Raw genomic sequence first — 18,079 nt, 5'->3', positions numbered from 1 at the left:
CTTCTATGCGGCGCGCGCGCACGCTTGTTCATCCACCCAGTCGATCACGCCGATCTCAGGCCTGCAGCGATACCGAAACGGAATGAACGACCAGCCGAGTCCCCGATTGATGTACAGACGGTGGCGGCTCGTCTCATGCTTTCCGTCGATTCGACCGTTGCAGCCGGGTGGAAGCCAGAACGTGGGGACTCCGGGAAATCGCCATTGGCCGCCGTGACTGTGCCCGCAGAGGATGAGATCGACCACGTGATGCTCTCTCAGCTGGTCGAGGATGTTAGGCGCATGGGCCAAGAGCAGGGTGAAGCGTCGGTGCGCCGGCGGAGGGACGCACGAAAGATCGGCGCGATGTAAACTGGGATCGTCCACTCCCGCGATGGCGAGTTCGCCCACTCCGGTCGTGATGTAGGTCGTCTGGTTGACCAGCAGGATGATTCCGTGACGTTCCGTCAGAACCTCAAATTGCGACTGAGGGACGCCGCTATAGTGGTCATGATTCCCCAAGGTGACGAAGACCGGGGCGATATTGCGCAAGTTGGCGAGGAACCGAAACAGGTGCGGCAGCCCTTCCGGAACGTTCAGCAGGTCGCCGGTGATGAAGATCCAATCCGGCGACAGCTCATCGATCGCCTCCACGATCCGGTCATGTCGCGGGTGGTAGCGGTCGAGGTGCAAATCGCTCAGGTGAACGGCGCGACGTCCCGCCAGCGAGCCATGAACCTGCGTGATCGCGGTGATTTCGTGCTGCCCCAGGCCGACTTCCCACTCCGGCACCAGACTGAAGAGGCGATAGAGCGGCTCGCTCAAGCAGGACCCGACCCAGGAACGGACACGATCAGGCCAACTCGCCGTCGGCACCGTCATTTCATGACCCGATCCAGGTCGGCCCGGTCCCCCGCCGTGACCCGATAGCCTCGGTCGTAGAGGAGGCCCATGCTCTTCATGACTTCCTCGAGATTACGGACTTGGTGCCAACGGTCGAATCGTTCCGTCAACGCCGATGCGGGAACCTGTGGCGGATCGTCCGGATCCAATTTCAGCGAGAGAGAGGAAAAAAGATCCCGAAGCTCCGCGGCACTGTACGTATAATCGTCGTTTCGATCGGCGACCAGGGCCAGTTCATACACCGTCAGACCGACCGACAGTTGTGCCTGGGTCTTGGCGAAGTCGTCTCGAGCCGCATCCATGCTGGGGTACATCGCAGGGCAGTCTTTCTCGGGTTGGGAGAAGGCGCTTGGATGCCAGTGAATGCCCTGGATGATCGGCGGCGCGATCTTGGTTCCTTTGTAGAACCACGATAAGCAGGTGCTGGCTTGGGCGAAGGCCGCCTTATCCCGCTGGACGTAACTGATGATATGCCGCGAGAATCGTGGGAAGACGCTGTCGTCTGACGCCGGTGCCGCTTGTGCCGGTGTGATCGACGTGGTGAGGGCGAGAAGAAGAGCGGACGGTACGACCAGACGTCGTGTGCCTAGTGAATGCGGGGGAATCATGCGGAAAGTATACCATGAAGGGTCGCCAAATCTGACGGACCAGCCGACCGGTCGCGCTCCATCCATTGACGGTTCGCCATGAGCCAGCCGTATCTGACCGCTGCGCTTCCCGGGATCGGTGGGCGTATCAGAGCCGTTCCGGAGGATTTTCAGGTGGAAGAGATGCCCTTGTATCTTCCTTGCGGAGAAGGTGAGCATCTCTATGTCAAGATCACCAAGAGATTGCTGTCCACTCCGGATCTGATCCGTAGAATCTCGTCTGTCCTGGGCATCAAGGTGCAAGGTATCGGATCTGCCGGCTTCAAAGATGCTCGGGCGGTGACGACGCAACTGCTGTCCCTGCACGGCGTGACCGTGGAGCGGATGGAACGGCTGAAGCTCGACGAACAGCTGTTGTCGGTGGAGATATTGGGGCGACACCGCAACCGACTGCGTCCGGGACACCATGCGGGGAACCGATTTCGATTGGTAGTACGGGATCCGGCGGACCATGCGGGCCGGACCGTTCCGCTGATCCTGGGCATGCTCCGCGAACGCGGGGTGCCCAACTATTTTGGGCCGCAACGGCAGGGGAGACGAGGGGACAACTACCGGGTGGGAGCCGAGCTGTTGGCGGACGAAGCCCGGCGCCAAAAGATGAGCCGCGCCAAACGCATGTGGTATCTGAACAGCCTGCAGTCGCACCTGTTCAATCAGATTCTGGCCCGTAGAATCGATAGGCTGGACCGGGTGTTCGCCGGCGATTGGGCGATGAAGATCGAAAACGGCGCGTGCTTTCTCGTCGAGAACGCCGAACAGGAGCAGGCTCGGGCGGATCGGTTCGAGATCAGTCCGACGGGTATTCTCTTCGGATCGCGCGTATCCTGGGCCGAAGGGGAGCCGGGAATGATCGAACGGGCTGTTGTGACCGAACACGGCGCAACGCCGGAGCGCCTCACCGAGGCCGCAAAGGCCTGTGGATTTCGCGGTGAACGCCGGCCGTTGCGCGTGAGGCCGGACGCGGTCGAGTGGGCCTTGGACGACAACGTTCTGACCGTCGGGTTTTCTCTTCCGCCCGGCGCGTATGCAACGAATGTGTTGCGGGAGCTGATGAAGACTCCCGAGTGACGGCCGACCATCCGCGTCGCAGGGCGGCCGTTCCGCTGCTCCACCGACCGCTTCCGCGTGATAAAATTGATCAGAGGCTCGGTATGGTAGAAGCGCAAGAGACGGTCGTTCTCAAGGGCCACATCATCGATTCGCTGATTCTGGCGAAAGTGCTCGACACCATTCTCATGATGGGCGGCACGTTCGATCTGCGTGACGTGTCGATCGGAAAGACCAGACAGGAACCTTCCCTCGCGCGCATTCTCGTGCGGGCCTCGTCCCCCCCGCTGCTGACCGAGATTCTCCGGGCGATCCAACCCCATGGTGCGGCGGTCGAGCGCGAGTCGGATTGCCGCTACGAAGGCGCTCCGGCGGATGGGGTCTTTCCCGAGGACTTTTATGCGACGACGCACCTGCCCACGCAGGTGCGGCTGGCGGGGCGATGGCTCGACGTCGAGCGGATCGAAATGGACCTCGGCATCGTCGTAGCCTCAGAGTCGGGCGGAGCACGTGCAATCCCCATGGGTGAGGTGAAACGGGGCGAGCTGGTCGTGTGCGGACGGTCGGGCGTCCGTGTCAGCCCACTCCAACGTCCGCAAGAGCACGACGTCTTCAGCTTCATGGAGTCTCAGGTTTCGGCGGAGCGGCCGCACGGGCATATCATCGCCGATGTGGCCACACGCATGAAAGTCCTGCGTGACCGCCGGCGCGCAGGGCTTCAGGACGCCAACGTATTGCTGGTCGGAGGGCCCGCCATCATTCATGCGGGAGGGCGGGAGGCCTTGACGTGGCTGGTCGAGGCGGGCTTCATCCAGGTTCTGTTCTGCGGCAACGCCTTGGCGGCACACGACATGGAGGCGGACCTGTACGGCACCTCCTTGGGCTACGGCCTGTCGGCCGGCCGAGTCGTTCCGCACGGGCACGAGCATCATTTGCGGACGATCAACCGTATCCGTGCGATCGGCAGCATCGCCGCTGCCGTGGAGCGCGGGGTGATCAAGCAGGGAATCATGGCGGCCTGCGTGCGTCACGGCGTCCGGATCGTGATGGCCGGTACGATTCGCGATGATGGACCGTTGCCCGGGGTCATCACAGACTCGGTCCTCGCGCAGGCGGCCATGCGGGCGGCGATTCCCGGGGTCGGGCTGGCGCTGCTCATCGCATCCACACTCCATTCTGTCGCGACCGGCAACCTGCTGCCGGCGACGGTTCCGACGGTATGCGTCGACGTGAATCCGGCGGTTCCCACCAAATTGGCCGATCGAGGGAGCTTTCAAGCGGTCGGATTGGTCATGGACGCGGCCTCGTTTCTGCGGGAACTCGCGCGCGCATTGGGAGCGACGCTGTGAGTCGAGGCGGACGCGACGCACAGGCAAGCCTGCGACGAGTCGATGCGGTTCCCATGTTCAACCGAGCTGAGATCGCCGCATGAGGAGCGACGTTTGTCCTGATCTCAGCGCATGATCCCTGCGGAGGAGAGGGATGAGCCGGTTGTTGGTCTGTCCCCCAGACTATTTCACGGTGGATTACGAGATCAATCCGTGGATGCACCGGTCCAACGTCGTCAATAGGGAGCGGGCGGTCGCGCAGTGGCATCGTCTCATCCGGGTACTGGAAGGGGAGTTGGGTGTGACGCTGGAGCGGATGAAGCCGGTCCCGGGCCTGCCGGATCTCGTCTTCACGGCCAATGCCGGCGTGGTGGTCGGCGGCAAGGCGGTTCCCAGCCGGTTTCGGTATCCGGAGCGGCGGCGGGAGGAAACGTACTTCGATGCGTGGTTCCGCGAACATGGTTATGACGTGACGACGCTGGATGAAGGTCTGTACTTTGAAGGGGCCGGGGATCTCTTGGGTTTTGCCGACGGATGGTTCGGAGGCTATCGTCAGCGGTCGGACATCCGAGCCTTTCCGATCCTTGGTGATGTCTTTGGAATGGAGATTCTTCCGGTCGAATTGGTGGACGGCCGGTTCTATCACTTGGACACCTGCTTCTGCCCGCTCAGCGGAGGGGAGTTGCTCTACTATCCTCTCGCGTTCGATGACTATGGTCGAGCGGCCATCGTCGAACGACTGGATGCGCGGCGGCGGCTTGAGGTGCCCGAAGATGAGGCGCTCAAGTTTGCCTGCAACGCCGTGTGCATCGGCCGACACGTGGTGCTGCCGGAGAATTGCCCCAAGACCATGACCCTCCTGGAGTCTCACGGCTACCAGCCGTATCCTCTCCCGCTGGACGAATTCATGAAGTCCGGCGGATCCGCCAAGTGCCTGACCCTGGCGCTGGACTGACGGCGATTGCAGACGGAGGACGTCTGTCTCCGTCCGAGCCGCTATTTCTTCCGGAACAGAAACGCCCCGTACAGACCCGCGATGGCGATCGTGACGAGTTCGATCGTCAACAGCAGACGGCTGATGATGGCGTCGGGAGCCGGAGGGTCAAGAACAAACCGGAGTCCCAGGAATTCCGGTTCCTGCGAGGGAGGGGTTTCCCAGGGGGGAAAGATGACGGCCAGGATCAGCGCCCCAGCCATGCCGTACAGGGCGCGAAGATTCAAAGAGTCCGGTTCGTCCTGTGGAGCGGAGGTCTCGGTCGCGGGCGGCTGATCCTGAAAGGAATAGGCGTCGAGGCGCTGGCCGCACTGCGTGCAATAGCGGTTCAGCTCCGGAAGTTCTCGACGGCAGGATGGACAGGTCTTCATGCGCGATGTCCTGCGCGAGGCTACACGGAATCGCAGTGATTTGCTAGATGGCAGGCCGGCAGAGGGGTCGTCCGTCAGAAGTGAAAGCTGACGCCGAGACTGAGATTCAGTGCCCCATAGTTTGCCTTGAACGCGAACGGATCCGCGGCAGGATTGTTGTCGTTCGATGAGTAGTTCATTCTGGCCCAGTGATACTGTGCTTCTCCGAAAAGCGCCCAGCGGCGGGTGAAGTAATAGCGGAGGCCTCCTTCCACGTTCAAGCCGATGTTTGTTGCCGATTGTCCGGGAGGCGCGGTCGGGCCGCTCAATTGTCCGAAGAACAGCGCCGGACCTACTCCCATATAGGGCTGGAGGCGGTACTTCGGGTAGCGCAGCATGAGGGTTGCCATATCCCAGATGATCATGCGCTGATAGACGCCGGCAAATGTTCCGAGGTTAGCTGTCCCGCCGGGCCCGCTGAGCGTTAGTGATCCCTGCTTGATGTGGGGATTGGCAAAGGATACGCCCGTTTCGATGCCGATCCAGCGTGCCTTCGAAAAATAATGGCCCAGTTTGGCGCCCAGCAGGATGGAGTTCTTCAGCGCTTGGTCGGAATCGATGGTGAGGCCTCCGAAGCCATTCTGTGTGACCTCGCCGTTGCTGAGCGGTTGCGGGAACGTCATGCCAACCTGGCCGCCGACGTAGGTCTCCGCCCGCAGGGAAGTAATCAGCGCAAACGTGCAGCCCAGGATCGTCGCCAATCCGATCGGCCAACCGTCCAATCGTGTGATGCTCATGTGCCGGTTCCTCGCTGGTTTCATGTGGCTCCGGCTATCCTATCGGTCCATCGGATTCCTGCGAAGATAATTGTGAAATCCAGGCGAGGATGAGCAAGCCATATGCCATCGTACGGGGAGCCAACGGCCTGAATATTCGATGATCGATCCGTCTCGTTCGCGCACGCTGTCTGTTTGGCCAGTCGGACCGTACGCCTTGTGAACACTCGTCGATTGACAGTGGAAAGATCGGATTTCTATAATCGACCTCCACCAGCGCGCGGCTGCCCGTCACCAGTACGGGGCAGACCTCCGACCTAAGAATCTAACCACCATGCCCATTACGCGTATCGGAATCGTCGGTGCCGGAGCCTGGGGAACCGCCCTCGCCAAGCATTTGGCCGAAAAGGGTCTTCTCGTGCGACTCTGGGCCTATGAACGGGAGGTCGTTGAGTCGATTCATACGTCGCGTGAAAACCGACTCTTTCTTCCCGGTGTGATCTTACCGCGGTCGTTGGTGGTCACTCACATTCTGGGAGAGGCGGTGCAGAATTGCGACGGAGTCCTGTTCGTCGTCCCGTCCCACGTCGCGCGGTCCGTGTTACGCGAGATGGCTCCGCTCCTCTCCACGGACCTTCCGATCATCAGCGCGACCAAAGGGGTGGAGGAGGATTCGCTTCAGTTGATCTCGCAGATCATGGACGATGTGCTTCCGCGGCATCTGCGCGACCGAATCCTTGTACTGTCGGGACCGAGTTTTGCCGCAGAGGTCAGCGAGGGTCAGCCGACCGCCCTCTGCCTGGCGGGCCGCGACGGTGAATTGGTTTCCGCCTTTCAGGCGGCGTGCATGACGCCGGCGCTGCGGATCTACGCCGACAGTGATCTCATCGGCGTCCAATTGGGCGGCGCCCTCAAGAATGTCATGGCGCTTGCCGCGGGAGTGGTCGATGGTCTCGGCCTCGGCCACAACACGCGTGCGGCGCTGATCACCAGAGGTCTTGCGGAGATGGTTCGCCTGGGCACGGCGATGGGCGCGGATCCCAGAACATTCTACGGCCTGTCCGGTGTCGGAGATCTGGTGCTGACCTGCACCGGGACCTTGAGCCGCAATCACACGGTCGGCGTCCGGCTGGGGAGAGGTGAAAAACTTGAGACGGTCCTGAGCGGCATGCAGGCCGTGGCCGAAGGGGTTCGGACCGCGAGAGCCGCTCTGGGTCTCGCCCGCCGGGCGAGAGTCGAAATGCCCATCGTGCAGGAAATCAACGCGGTGCTGTTCGAGGGAAAATCCTGTCGCCGCGCCGTGACCGATCTGATGGAGCGCGGGGCGAAGCCCGAGAAAGGCGCCGTATGAACCGGCGACGCCTGGAACAGATGTTGGAGCGCGTGCGCCTCGGTAGGCTGTCCGTCGGTCAGGCCGTGGACCAGCTTCGATCCTTGCCCTTCGAAGATCTGGGCTTTGCGTCGCTCGACCATCATCGCGCGATCCGGCAAGGGTTTCCCGAAGTCGTGCTCTGCGAAGGGAAGACGCCGGCGCAGGTGCGCAGCATCGCCAAGTCGTTGCTCGCCCAACACCGGCCGTTCTTGGCGACACGGGCGACGCCCGAGGTCGCGGCGATCATCACCAGGCTTCACCGTCGAGCGGTCTACCATAGAGACGCTCGTGTCGTCGCCCTGCGCGATCCCGGCCGGCGGCCGATGGGGCTGGTGCTCGTCGTCACAGCGGGGACGTCGGATATTCCGGTCGCCGAGGAGGCCAAGGTCACGGCGGAAACCATGGGAAGCCGGGTCGAGACTCTCTATGATGTCGGCGTCGCCGGCATTCACAGGTTGCTGGATCGCCGCAGCCGATTACTCTCGGCGAGGGTGATCGTGGTGATCGCAGGCATGGACGGTGTGCTTCCCAGCGTCGTGGGTGGGCTCGTGTCCTGTCCGATCGTGGCGGTACCGTCCAGTCGCGGGTATGGGGCGAGTTTCGGGGGACTGGCGGCGCTGCTGACGATGCTGAATTCCTGTGCTGCGGGTGTCGGGGTGATGAACATCGACAACGGATTCGGCGCCGGATGCCTGGCGCACCGGATCAATGCGCTGGGGCAAGGGGGATAGAGATAAAGGGGACAAAGGGATAACGGTGTAACGGGTTAGTCCGTAACCCCTCGCCTCGCTACCCCTCTTATCCCGTCATTTCACTTCCACCGTTCCCCGCTTCGGCCAAGACACCATGAGCGTTCTCGGCCCCTTCTCGCCGTTGGCAAGGAGCTTGGCGCGCATCTCGTAGTGATAGAGGCCCGCGCCGGCCGGCATCTTCTGGTGGTCCATTCCGTCCCACGTCAATACGATGGGAAGCCGTGGAAACTCCGTGGGGGTGGCCGCGGGAATGTCATGGTCATCGAGCGGCTTGCGAGTTGAGAGGAAGCGGATCGAGGTCTTGGACGGAGACGTGACCAGCGACGAGACCTCGAGCAGGGTGGCGCCGTCCAAGTCTTTTGGAAGCTGCACCACGGCGGAGAATTCCAGATTGCCGGCCGCCACGCTGTACGGGGTCGGGGTGATCTTGAACTCTAGAATTTTCAGATCCGGTTCCGGCCGCGGCGGGCGTGGGGCTTTCGATTTTGCGAGGGCCGGTCCCGACATGATGAACAGGACCGCCAAGGAGACACAGAGCCAGCTACGAACGTCACGGCGGCACGCGCCGTGCTTCGTGTACGTGCCTGTGGAAGGGATCGAACACAACATGCGGCTGTCTGACGGCTCACAGATTGGCGCGGGGCGGATGACCCGTGTCCGTGGGATAGCACAGCTTCCGAGACCTGTCAATGCGCGCATTGCCGTTCCGGACGGCCTTGGGTAAGATGGCGCGCTTCTTTTCGTCGTGCCGTGTGAGGTAAAGGATGGGCGCGCATCTTCATTTCGATTGTTTTTCAGGAATCAGCGGCGACATGACGCTGGGTGCGTTGGTAGACGTCGGGGTACCGTTCGACGATCTCGTGCGAGGTCTCAAGCGACTGGACGTCTCCGGCTTTCGATTGCGCCGCCGCCGCGTGCGTCGGGCCGCGCTCCATGCGACGAAAATCGACGTGATGCTTCGCGCCGGGTTGCAGGCGCCCTTGTCCCTGAAACAGATCCACGCAATCCTTTCGAGGAGCCGACTGTCCGAGCAGGTCAAACGCCAGAGCCGGACGGTGTTCGACCGATTGGCCGAGGCCGAAAGTCGAGCACATCGCGTTCCTAAGGCCCACGTGCACTTCCATGAAGTCTCAGTGTTGGACTCCTTCGTGGACATCGTCGGCAGTCTGATCGGCTGTGAAATCTTGGATGTATCCCGAGTGACGGCGACGGCGGTCAACGTCGGGAGTGGAACGCTGCAATCGGCTCACGGGACATTGCCGGCGCCCGGACCGGCGGTGGCGATTCTCGCTACAGGCATGCCGATCTACAGTGCGGGTCCTCCGCGGGAGTTGGCGACCCCGACCGGTGTGGCGCTCCTGCGGAGCCTCACGACCGAGTTCGGTCCCATGCCGCTGCTCTCCTCCAGCGCAGTCGGCTATGGAGCAGGCGACGCCGATCCCGCGGATTGGCCCAACGTGCTGCGGGTGTTTCTCTCCCCGGCGACGGCCGGGCCGGGCCGCGAACAGGATCGGGTCGTGCACATCGAAACCAATCTGGACGACATGAACCCGCAAACGTATGAACATATCGTGGAGCGGCTCTTTCAACAGCGAGCGCTCGATGTCACACTGACCCCCGTCATCATGAAGCGCGGAAGGCCGGGGATCGTGCTGGCCGCCCTTGCCGCCCCGGAGCGCGTGCCGGCCCTTCTGGACGTGCTGTTCGAGGAGACCACCGCCCTGGGTGTCCGAGTGCACGAGATCGTGAGGCAAGTCCTGCCTCGCCGATTCGTGACGGTGCGACTTCCTGGAGGAGTGGTCCGGGTTAAGGTTGCGGATCTCGATCGAGGACGTGCGAAAGGCTCTCCCGAGTACCTCGACTGCAAGCGAATCGCTGAACGAACCAGGCGTCCGGTCAAGGCCGTCATGGAGGAGGCCGCGGCGGCCTATCGCCGGGGCCGTGCGGACAAGAAGGACCGCGCGTGAATCTGCTGTTGTACGGTCTTCTGTTCGTGGCCTCGGTGATTGTGACGCTGGGCGCCTGCGCGCTGTTTACGAATGCCGTCGAGTGGCTGGGGAAGCGGCTCAATCTGTCCGAGGGAGCCGTTGGAAGCGTCTTGGCCGCGATCGGGACCACGCTGCCGGAGACGTCCATTCCGATCGTCGCCATCTTTTTCGGTTCGACCCGCGAGGAAGTCGAAGTCGGCCTCGGCGCGATTCTTGGTGCTCCGTTCATGCTGAGCACATTGGTGATTCCAATCTTGGCGATGCTGCTCGTGCTCTACGCCGCTCTCGGCAAGCGAAGCGACGCCTTCCGGCTGAATTACAAAGAGGTCTCCGTCGATCTGATCTTTTTCACGGCGGCGTATGCGGTGGCGCTCGGCTGTGTTTTCGCGCCGGCTCCCGTCCAAGCCGCGGCGGCGGTGGGCCTCGTGGTCTGGTATCTCTACTACGTCAGGTTGAAGTTCGCCGACACAGGGGATGATGAAGCGGGGGAACTGGACGAACTGGGCGCGCTCTTCTTCGCCAGACGGGCGCACACTCCGCCCTACGGCCTGATCGTGCTGCAAGCCCTGGCCGGTTTGGGCGGGCTGGTGATCGGCGCGCATCTGTTTGTGACGGCGGCCGAATCCACGGCCCAGTTCCTGTCGATTTCGCCCCTGATCCTGTCGTTGCTGATTGCGCCGCTGGCGACCGAATTGCCGGAGATGTCGAACAGCTTTCTGTGGCTCTACCAGAAGAAGGATCGCTTGGCGGTCGGAAACGTCACCGGCGCCATGGTGTTCCAAGGTACCATCCCGGTCTCCGTCGGGTTGTTCGGCACGGAGTGGGCGCTTGCGCCGTCCGCGCTTCTGACGATGATGCTGGCCGTCGTCGCGGCGCTGGCGCTCCTGCTCCAGTCGGCTGTCGGGCGCCTCTGGCGGCCGTGGTTGATGAGCGCCTGCGCGCTCCTTTATATAGGGTATGCCGTCTTTCTCTATGGCTCATGAGAAGGTCCCTGAATCTCGACCTCTTGCTGAAGACGCAGTCACACCAATGAAACAAGAAAACTCAAAGCTGCCGCTGCTGGGCATTACCATGGGCGATCCTGCCGGAATCGGTCCGGAGGTGATCGCCAAGGCGTTGACCGGCTTGCGAGTGCGCCGGCTGTGTCTGCCGTTGGTGATCGGATCGCATTCGATCATGCGACAGACCGTCAAGCGTCTGGGCCTCACGCTCGACGTGGTGCCGGTCGAGGGCCACGGGCGGGCTTCGTTCCGGCGCGGTCGGATTTCGGTCTTGGATCCAATAGAAGCGCCGCTCGGTCCGATCAGACTCGGCGTCGCGACCCCGGAGGGTGGAGCTGCCTCCGTCGCCTTCATCAAGAAGGGGGTGCAGCTCGCGCAACTCGGCTGTATCGACGGGATCGTCACGGCGCCGATCAACAAGGAAGCGATCAACATGGCCGGCTGTCAGTTCCCCGGGCACACCGAGCTGCTGGCCGACCTCACAAAGGCGAAAGAATCCGGTATGATGATCGTCGGCGGACCGCTGAAGATCATGTTCGTCACGACTCATGTGGCCATCAAGGAACTTCCTGCCCAGTTGACGAGACCGAAGATTGAGAAAGGCATCCGCCTCGCGCACGCAGCGTTGACCAGGTTGTTCGGCCTCAAACGGCCTCGAATCGGCGTCGCCGCACTCAACCCCCATGCCGGCGAGCACGGGTTGTTCGGCGATGAAGAGGCGCGCGTCGTGCGTCCCGCTGCCCGCGCCGCCCGAGCGAAGGGGATCCTGGCGAGCGATCCGTTGCCGGCGGACACATTGTTCGGCAAGGCGGCGCGTGGGGAATTCGACGGGGTCGTGGCCCTGTACCATGATCAAGGGCTCATTCCCCTCAAGCTCGTGGCCTTCGGCACCTGCGTCAATCTGACGGTCGGCTTGCCGATCATCCGCACTTCCGTCGATCATGGGACGGCCTTCGATATCGTCGGCAAAGGGATTGCCGATCCGGGAAGCCTCATCGAGGCCATCGTGCTGGCAGCGGCCCTCGCAGCGAGACGACAGCGTTTCCAGACGGCGTAGGAGGACATTAGAATCATGACGCAGGATACGTCCAAAGGGCTGGCCGTGATTCGACGGCAGTTGCAGGAACTCGAGCAGATCGAGCAGGAGACGATGGGAACGCTCAACACCACCGCGGGGACCGAGCGGGTCGCCAAGTGGAGGGTCAAAACGATTGCATTACTGACCGATTCGCTCGGGCAGAACGTCGGACAAGACTTTGCGAAGATCCAGCCGGGCCCCTCCTTCTCGAACGATCTGGTCGAAGAGTTTGGTGACCTCATCGAATGTTTCCGGGGTCCGCTGACGGCGTTGTCGAAGACAACGGCTCAAGCAGCTCAACGCCAGGCCGGCGGAGGGTGATTGGTGCCGGACCGTCCGTTCCCGCCGGCGAACAAACGCCTCGGACAGCACTTCCTCATCGATCCCAACATCGTCCGCAAGATCCTCGCCGTCGCTGCGGTGACGCCTGAGGACACCGTCTTCGAGATCGGTCCCGGCCGAGGGGCCTTGACGGCGACGTTGTCGAAGGCGGCGCGTCGAGTGATCGCAGTCGAGATCGACCCCCTCTTGTACCGCCTGCTTCAGGAACGGCAAGGGGAATGGCCCAACGTCGAATTGGTCTGCGCCGACGCCCTGGCCTATCCCATGGACCATTTTCCCGTCGGCACGGTGGTCGTCGCCAATCTTCCCTACTACGTCTCTACTCCGCTGCTGTTCAGGCTGCTTGAGCAGCGCTCGCGATGGTCGCGGATGGTGCTGATGCTGCAGGAGGAAGTTGCGGATCGACTGACGGCAGGCCCCGGCCGCCCGAGTTACGGGGTGCTCTCCATCATGGCCCAACACGTCGCGCAGATCGCCAAGGAGTTCTACGTCTCTCCCCACTGCTTCAGGCCGAAGCCCGATGTGGGTTCCGCGGTGGTGTCGGTCCGTCCGAAGGAATTGCGGGATCGATCCGCGCATGAGGAGGCCAGGTTCAGCGCGCTCGTGCGCGGGGCGTTCGCACACAGACGAAAAACTCTCGTGAATTCGCTGCGCGACGAAGGCTACGACCAGAAGTCGGTCACGGCCGCGTTGGAGGCCTTGGGTATTTCGGTCAGCGCGCGAGCCGAACGTCTTTCGGTCGGGCAATTCATCGACTTAGAGGTCGCGCTGTCCGCTTACGCGTAGGGGTAGGAGCGATCGGGATGAACGCCGGAGCGGAGAGAACGATTCCGGCGTGAACGAATGTCGTCGTCGGCCGGCGTCAAGCCGCACTCGAGTGGAGGTGACGGAGAAATTCATTCAACGATTGTTCCTGCTCGCGGTGCATCGCGATGAACATGACGCCGAAGATTTGCGTCCCCTTCCATCGGGCGATCGCCGATTCCACGGTCACCGGACGGCGGAAGTCGGGCAGTTGAATGATCAGGGTGTAGGGTTGCTCAAGCACGACGCTGCTCTCGCTGCTCACGCGGCAGCCGCCCTGGGAGAGGTCGAGGAGAATGCCTTCTCCCTCCGCGTCCAATGCGCTGTCCGAGGATCCGGTCACGGGAGAAAAGGACAGCAGCGAGCCGGGCGGCAACATGCTGCGCCGGTGCTTGCGGCGCTCGATGATCCGGTCAAGAGAACGATCCGATGGTGTCATGGTTGTATCGACCGATAATGATGCAAAGGGTGAATCAGGCGTTTCTCTCATCATAGCCATCCTGCCTTGGACGGCAAGTGAAATCCGGTTTCGTTTGCGGGAGCGTGACAGGTCGGCGGATGCGCAGCGGGAGCGCGTGGAAACGCCGTCCGTCGTTTGAAATGACTTCCCCCCTATGTTAGCATCCGTCCCATGGGCGTCACCAACCCGGGCAAGCGCAGCGAGGCCCGCCGCGCCCCCAGTCCTCCCTCCCATATCAAACGAGAAGTCATCGGCGTGATCCTGATCGCGCTGAGTCTGCTCACGTTGTTGAGTCTGCTGTCCTTCGTTCCGGGAGAACCCAAAGCGGTCACCAAGGCCGGTGTCGTGAGTTCGCCTCCGACTCACAATCTCATCGGTGCCGCCGGCGCCGTGTTCTCGTCGGTCTTGTTTTCGCTCATCGGGGGAGCGGCCTATCTGTTCCCGATCCTGTTGGGCCTGCTCGGCGCGCGTTGTTTTACTCAAAGCGATCTGTCGATCCGTCTCCGCAACGCCGGGGCGTCGCTTATCGCGCTGCTGTTCTTGAGCGCGTTCCTCCATCTGGAGGTGACGGCGGTGCCGACGGTATCGAGCGGCTTAGTCTATCGCGGGTTGGCGGGCGGGCTCCTCGGGCAGATCCTGGCGGACGGTCTGCGGACCTATTTGGCGAGCACCGGCGCGCACATCGTGATTTTAGCCGGGTTTCTCGTTGCGATGCTCTTTACGGCTCCGTTGTCGCTGGCCCAACTGACCGTCCGGTTGTCCGAATGGAGCCAGTGGATGCTGAAGCGCCTTCGCGCGTCGAAGCCGGCCCATGACTCCAAGACCGACGAGGACGCCCCAAAGACCGTCCGGCCAAGAAGATCGAAATCCGTCCGCAGCGTCATGGAAGAGGTCCTGCCGACGTCGGAGGAGTTGCCTGCGTCGGTTCCCGCCGTGATCCAGGCGCCTCCTGAGCAGGATGCGATCGAACCGATTGTGGAAGAACCGGAACGCATCCGGGTCGGCACCAAGAGGGGAGACGGGTCCGGGAGCTATCAATTGCCTGATGCTGCCGACCTCCTGAGCGAACCGAGCGGTACGTTCTCGAAGGTCACGGAGGAGGAACTGAGGCTCCAATCGGAGGTCCTCGCGAAGGCTTTGGCGAGCTTCGGCATCGATGGCAAGGTTACGGAAGTTCGGCCGGGTCCGGTCGTGACGATGTACGAATTCGAGCCGGCCCCCGGGACGAAAGTGGCGCGGATCGTGAATCTCGCGGACGATCTGGCGTTGGCGATGAAGGCGATCAGCCTCCGCATCGTCGCGCCCTTGCCCGGCAAGTCCGTGGTAGGCATCGAAGTGCCGAACCTATACCGTGAGACGGTTTCGATGAGGGAAGTCGTGACCAGCGACGCGTTTACTCGGGCGCGGTCCAAACTCACGTTGGCGCTCGGCAAGGATATCTTCGGCGCGCCGGCCACAGCCGATTTGCGGACGATGCCGCATCTCCTGGTGGCCGGCGCGACCGGCGCCGGAAAGAGCGTCAGTTTGAATACCATGTTGCTCAGTTTGCTGTTCTCCGCCAGGCCGGATGAGGTGAAACTGCTGCTGATCGATCCGAAGATGCTGGAGTTCCAGACCTACGACGGGATTCCCCATCTCCTGCGGCCGGTGATCACTGATCCCAAATCGGCCGCCCGCGGGTTGGGGTGGGTGGTTCAGGAGATGGAGCGCCGCTACAAGCTGCTGGCCGAAGCGGGCGTACGAAACGTCGACGCCTACAACATGAAGGTCGCTGGAGCACAGGGTGTGCTCGGGGAAGGTCAGGCCGGGAACAGGCCCGAGCAGCCGGAACTGCCGATCCAGTATCTGACGGAAGAGGATCGGTTGGCCGCCGGAGAGAGCGCGATTCCCGAAGGGAGCCCCGGATCGTTCGCTCCGCCGCGCACGCCACCCGAGCCGCTCCCCTACATCGTCGTCATGATCGACGAGCTGGCTGATCTCATGATGGTGGCTCCGAAAGACGTCGAAGACAAGATTGCCAGGTTGGCCCAAATGGCCAGAGCGTCCGGCATCCATCTGGTCCTCGCGACCCAGCGTCCCTCGGTGGATGTCTTGACGGGTTTGATCAAGGCGAACTTTCCAGCTCGCATCGCGTTCCAGGTGTCCTCGAAGACGGACTCCCGGACGATTCTCGACGCGAACGGCGCGGAAGCGCTGCTCGGTCGCGGCGACATGCTCTATTTGGCGTCGGGCACCGGGCGTCTCAACCGGTTGCACGGTTGCTTCGTCTCCGATGACGATGTCCGTCGCGTCGTCGAGTGTGTGAAGGAGCAGGCTCAGCCGAGCTACAATCAGGAATTGCAGTCATTGAAACTGGAGGAGGCCAAGGAGGAGGAGGCCCAGGATGAGGTCTACGAGCAGGCGAAGGATCTGGTCCTGTCTACGGGCCAGGCGTCGGCCTCCTTGATTCAACGACGTCTGCGTGTCGGCTACCCCCGCGCCGCGCGCATGATCGAGCAGATGGAAACCGATGGATTGGTCGGAGCCGCCGGCCGTGACGGTCGGCGGGAAGTGATCGGCCGTCGCGGCCCGGTGGGAGAGGCACAAGGATGAGACGAGCGATAGCGGTGGCGATGGCGGTGTGGCTTCTGGCCGGTCCGTGTCTGGCCACGGCGGAGGAGACGGTCGATCCGCAGGAACGAAAGGACATCCAGGACATCGTCAAGCGGCTTCAGGCCAGGTATGAAAAAACCAAGGACCTGCAGGCGGACTTCACTCAGAAGACGACCATCGAAGGGTTCGAACGGCCGATGCTGTCGACTGGGAAGGTCTATATCAAGAAGCCTGGGCGCTTGCGATGGAACTATCTCGATCCGTCGACGGAAGACATCTATGTCAATCGGGACGACGTCAAAGTCTATGTGCCAGAGCACAAGCAGGTTCTGGTCGGCAAGCTGACCCAGATGGCCGCCTCCAGGGCTCCGCTGGAGTTGCTCCAGGGAGCCGCGCGGTTGGAGGAATCGTTTGTGGTCGAGCCGACACCCGGAAAGGCCAAGGGGCTTGGAGGCCTCCGCCTTCTCACCTTGTTGCCGAAAGGCGAGGGGCACGAGACCGTGCGCTCATTGCAGCGGATTGTGATCGAAGTGTTTCCCAAGACCTATTTTATCCGGACCATTTCGCTTCATGAGCATAGCGGAAACGTGTCTCATTTTGAGTTTTCGTCGCTTCAGGACAATGTCGGGTTGGGCGACGAGCTGTTTGAGCCCAAGTTTCCTGCGGATGTCGAGGTGGTCAAGGCGCCGGTGCTGAGCCAGCCGTAGGCGCGACGGCCGCAAGCGAATACCAACTGCCACGAACGGATGGGGGGAGCGATGACGTCCCAGACACTCAGTACGATTGCCGATGCCGTGGATCAGGCTGTGGCGCGCGTGGACTTCGAACGCCTTCATCGCGAGTACTGGGAGCAGAATGAGTTTCTAGTGATTCCGCAGTTCCTCGATCGGGCGCTCGTCGAGGAATGGTTGGTTCCCCAGGCTCAGGGCGTGAAGGGCGACCTCAATCGCAACTATATTCCCGGCCATAAGAAAGGCGGCAGCGTCAGCTATTACACGGTCCTGGAGAAGGCGCCCCGGTTTCTCGATCTCTATCGATCACCCGCCTTCCTCGATTTCCTCAGCCGGCTGTCCCACGCTAAGTTGATGCTCTGCCCGGACAATGATCCGCATTCCTGCGCGCTCTATTATTACACGGAGCCGGGCGATCATATCGGATTCCACTACGATACGTCCTATTATAAGGGCAGCCGGTACACGATACTCATGGGTCTGGTGGACCGATCCACCCAATGCAAACTGGTGTGCGAACTTTTCAAGGACGATCCCGTCAAACAATCCAGGCGGCTTGAGCTCATCACCACGCCGGGCGACATGGTGATCTTTAACGGAGACAAGTTGTGGCATGCCGTGACGCCGCTCGGTGCCGGCGAGGAACGGATCGCCCTGACGATGGAATATGTCACCAATCCCGACATGGGCACCTTCAAGCGACTGTATTCCAATCTCAAAGACTCCTTCGCCTATTTCGGTCTTCGCGCCGTCTTCAAGCGCGCATTGACATCGGCCCGCCGATAGGTCATTCGTCCGACCCGCTGCGCTGTTTCACGCACAGAATCGTAAAAGGATTCCTTCCAAGCCGATCAAGGCTTGTTCACGGGACCGGAGGGCAAGAGCCTGCCGTTCATCTGGAGATTCATTGTCTGGCCGGTCAGCTTCGGTCTGCC

At 62.0% G+C, this 18,079-nt stretch carries 19 protein-coding genes; 13 read left to right on the top strand and 6 right to left on the bottom strand.

Annotation, left to right across the window (positions count from 1 at the left end; genetic code table 11):
• Nucleotides 1-3: 3 nt before the first annotated feature.
• A complete protein-coding gene (locus tag P0111_15820) occupies nt 4-861 on the bottom strand; it encodes a metallophosphoesterase (GenBank protein MDF0645499.1) in 858 nt (285 codons plus the stop codon).
• Nucleotides 858-1,490 carry a hypothetical protein gene (locus P0111_15815; protein ID MDF0645498.1) on the bottom strand — a complete coding sequence of 211 codons (633 nt, stop codon included), beginning with the start codon at nt 1,488-1,490 and terminating at the stop codon, nt 858-860. The genes P0111_15820 and P0111_15815 overlap by 4 nt, the downstream gene beginning before the upstream one ends.
• A 78-nt stretch (nt 1,491-1,568) precedes the next feature.
• Between P0111_15815 and P0111_15810 the strand changes: the two genes are divergently transcribed.
• From P0111_15810 to P0111_15800, 3 genes are all read left to right on the top strand, one after another.
• Complete coding sequence (locus P0111_15810) at nt 1,569-2,597, top strand: tRNA pseudouridine(13) synthase TruD (GenBank protein ID MDF0645497.1); 1,029 nt, start codon at nt 1,569-1,571, stop codon at nt 2,595-2,597.
• Nucleotides 2,598-2,680: 83 nt separating this feature from the next.
• Nucleotides 2,681-3,925: a TIGR00300 family protein gene (locus P0111_15805; GenBank protein MDF0645496.1), complete on the top strand. Its 1,245-nt coding sequence runs from the start codon at nt 2,681-2,683 to the stop codon at nt 3,923-3,925.
• 133 nt (nt 3,926-4,058) lie between these two features.
• Complete coding sequence (locus P0111_15800; protein MDF0645495.1) at nt 4,059-4,859, top strand: arginine deiminase-related protein; 801 nt, start codon at nt 4,059-4,061, stop codon at nt 4,857-4,859.
• A 41-nt stretch (nt 4,860-4,900) separates the two neighbouring features.
• Here the strand turns inward: P0111_15800 and P0111_15795 are convergent, their stop codons facing one another.
• Together P0111_15795 and P0111_15790 are read right to left on the bottom strand one after the other, a co-directional pair.
• Complete coding sequence (locus tag P0111_15795; GenBank protein ID MDF0645494.1) at nt 4,901-5,269, bottom strand: zinc ribbon domain-containing protein; 369 nt, start codon at nt 5,267-5,269, stop codon at nt 4,901-4,903.
• 74 nt (nt 5,270-5,343) lie between these two features.
• The gene (locus P0111_15790) at nt 5,344-6,045 is read right to left on the bottom strand and encodes an outer membrane beta-barrel protein (protein MDF0645493.1); all 702 of its coding nucleotides are present in this window, start codon (nt 6,043-6,045) and stop codon (nt 5,344-5,346) included.
• A gap of 313 nt (nt 6,046-6,358) precedes the next feature.
• Here P0111_15790 and P0111_15785 point away from each other — a divergent pair, with 313 nt between their 5' ends.
• A complete protein-coding gene (locus P0111_15785) occupies nt 6,359-7,375 on the top strand; it encodes an NAD(P)-dependent glycerol-3-phosphate dehydrogenase (protein MDF0645492.1) in 1,017 nt (338 codons plus the stop codon).
• Nucleotides 7,372-8,127 (top strand): nickel pincer cofactor biosynthesis protein LarB, encoded by a 756-nt coding sequence (larB, locus tag P0111_15780; GenBank protein ID MDF0645491.1) that lies wholly within the window; start codon nt 7,372-7,374, stop codon nt 8,125-8,127. Before P0111_15785 ends, larB begins: the two co-directional genes overlap by 4 nt.
• A 75-nt stretch (nt 8,128-8,202) precedes the next feature.
• On the opposite strand, the gene P0111_15775 is transcribed toward larB, so the two are convergent.
• A complete protein-coding gene (locus P0111_15775; protein ID MDF0645490.1) occupies nt 8,203-8,757 on the bottom strand; it encodes a hypothetical protein in 555 nt (184 codons plus the stop codon).
• A 155-nt stretch (nt 8,758-8,912) separates the two neighbouring features.
• Between P0111_15775 and larC the strand changes: the two genes are divergently transcribed.
• The 5 genes from larC to rsmA are packed head-to-tail and all read left to right on the top strand — an operon-like array spanning nt 8,913 to nt 13,343.
• On the top strand, nt 8,913-10,115 hold the full coding sequence (gene larC, locus P0111_15770) for a nickel pincer cofactor biosynthesis protein LarC (protein MDF0645489.1): 1,203 nt from the start codon (nt 8,913-8,915) through the stop codon (nt 10,113-10,115).
• Complete coding sequence (locus P0111_15765; GenBank protein MDF0645488.1) at nt 10,112-11,119, top strand: hypothetical protein; 1,008 nt, start codon at nt 10,112-10,114, stop codon at nt 11,117-11,119. Before larC ends, P0111_15765 begins: the two co-directional genes overlap by 4 nt.
• Nucleotides 11,120-11,165: 46 nt before the next feature.
• Nucleotides 11,166-12,194 (top strand): 4-hydroxythreonine-4-phosphate dehydrogenase PdxA, encoded by a 1,029-nt coding sequence (gene pdxA / locus P0111_15760; GenBank protein MDF0645487.1) that lies wholly within the window; start codon nt 11,166-11,168, stop codon nt 12,192-12,194.
• 15 nt (nt 12,195-12,209) lie between these two features.
• Nucleotides 12,210-12,536, top strand: a complete 327-nt coding sequence (locus P0111_15755; GenBank protein ID MDF0645486.1) for a hypothetical protein — start codon at nt 12,210-12,212, stop codon at nt 12,534-12,536.
• A 3-nt stretch (nt 12,537-12,539) separates the two neighbouring features.
• Entirely contained in the window at nt 12,540-13,343 is an 804-nt protein-coding gene (rsmA, locus tag P0111_15750) for a 16S rRNA (adenine(1518)-N(6)/adenine(1519)-N(6))-dimethyltransferase RsmA (GenBank protein MDF0645485.1), read from the top strand.
• A 76-nt stretch (nt 13,344-13,419) separates the two neighbouring features.
• Here the strand turns inward: rsmA and P0111_15745 are convergent, their stop codons facing one another.
• Entirely contained in the window at nt 13,420-13,800 is a 381-nt protein-coding gene (locus tag P0111_15745) for a PilZ domain-containing protein (protein ID MDF0645484.1), read from the bottom strand.
• Between the two features lie 192 nt (nt 13,801-13,992).
• On the opposite strand from P0111_15745, the gene P0111_15740 reads away from it, so the two are divergent.
• The 3 genes from P0111_15740 to P0111_15730 are packed head-to-tail and all read left to right on the top strand — an operon-like array spanning nt 13,993 to nt 17,930.
• Nucleotides 13,993-16,413 (top strand): DNA translocase FtsK 4TM domain-containing protein, encoded by a 2,421-nt coding sequence (locus tag P0111_15740; protein ID MDF0645483.1) that lies wholly within the window; start codon nt 13,993-13,995, stop codon nt 16,411-16,413.
• Complete coding sequence (locus P0111_15735; protein MDF0645482.1) at nt 16,410-17,120, top strand: outer membrane lipoprotein carrier protein LolA; 711 nt, start codon at nt 16,410-16,412, stop codon at nt 17,118-17,120. Before P0111_15740 ends, P0111_15735 begins: the two co-directional genes overlap by 4 nt.
• A gap of 51 nt (nt 17,121-17,171) precedes the next feature.
• Entirely contained in the window at nt 17,172-17,930 is a 759-nt protein-coding gene (locus P0111_15730; protein MDF0645481.1) for a 2OG-Fe(II) oxygenase, read from the top strand.
• Nucleotides 17,931-18,079: the final 149 nt, after the last annotated feature.

Origin of the sequence: Nitrospira sp., assembly GCA_029194535.1 — a bacterium.
GTDB lineage: Bacteria > Nitrospirota > Nitrospiria > Nitrospirales > Nitrospiraceae > Nitrospira_C.
This window is presented reverse-complemented; position numbering and strand designations above follow the sequence as displayed.

Coding starts and splice junctions, on each gene's coding strand:
- P0111_15820 (MDF0645499.1), bottom strand. CDS start 861: ATGACGGTGCCGACGGCGAGTTGGCCTGATCGTGTCCGTTCCTGGGTC.
- P0111_15785 (MDF0645492.1), top strand. CDS start 6,359: ATGCCCATTACGCGTATCGGAATCGTCGGTGCCGGAGCCTGGGGAACC.
- P0111_15795 (MDF0645494.1), bottom strand. CDS start 5,269: ATGAAGACCTGTCCATCCTGCCGTCGAGAACTTCCGGAGCTGAACCGC.
- P0111_15740 (MDF0645483.1), top strand. CDS start 13,993: ATGGGCGTCACCAACCCGGGCAAGCGCAGCGAGGCCCGCCGCGCCCCC.
- P0111_15745 (MDF0645484.1), bottom strand. CDS start 13,800: ATGACACCATCGGATCGTTCTCTTGACCGGATCATCGAGCGCCGCAAG.
- P0111_15755 (MDF0645486.1), top strand. CDS start 12,210: ATGACGCAGGATACGTCCAAAGGGCTGGCCGTGATTCGACGGCAGTTG.
- pdxA (MDF0645487.1), top strand. CDS start 11,166: ATGAAACAAGAAAACTCAAAGCTGCCGCTGCTGGGCATTACCATGGGC.
- P0111_15730 (MDF0645481.1), top strand. CDS start 17,172: ATGACGTCCCAGACACTCAGTACGATTGCCGATGCCGTGGATCAGGCT.
- larB (MDF0645491.1), top strand. CDS start 7,372: ATGAACCGGCGACGCCTGGAACAGATGTTGGAGCGCGTGCGCCTCGGT.
- P0111_15815 (MDF0645498.1), bottom strand. CDS start 1,490: ATGATTCCCCCGCATTCACTAGGCACACGACGTCTGGTCGTACCGTCC.
- P0111_15810 (MDF0645497.1), top strand. CDS start 1,569: ATGAGCCAGCCGTATCTGACCGCTGCGCTTCCCGGGATCGGTGGGCGT.
- P0111_15790 (MDF0645493.1), bottom strand. CDS start 6,045: ATGAGCATCACACGATTGGACGGTTGGCCGATCGGATTGGCGACGATC.
- P0111_15800 (MDF0645495.1), top strand. CDS start 4,059: ATGAGCCGGTTGTTGGTCTGTCCCCCAGACTATTTCACGGTGGATTAC.
- P0111_15805 (MDF0645496.1), top strand. CDS start 2,681: ATGGTAGAAGCGCAAGAGACGGTCGTTCTCAAGGGCCACATCATCGAT.
- P0111_15735 (MDF0645482.1), top strand. CDS start 16,410: ATGAGACGAGCGATAGCGGTGGCGATGGCGGTGTGGCTTCTGGCCGGT.
- P0111_15775 (MDF0645490.1), bottom strand. CDS start 8,757: ATGTTGTGTTCGATCCCTTCCACAGGCACGTACACGAAGCACGGCGCG.
- larC (MDF0645489.1), top strand. CDS start 8,913: ATGGGCGCGCATCTTCATTTCGATTGTTTTTCAGGAATCAGCGGCGAC.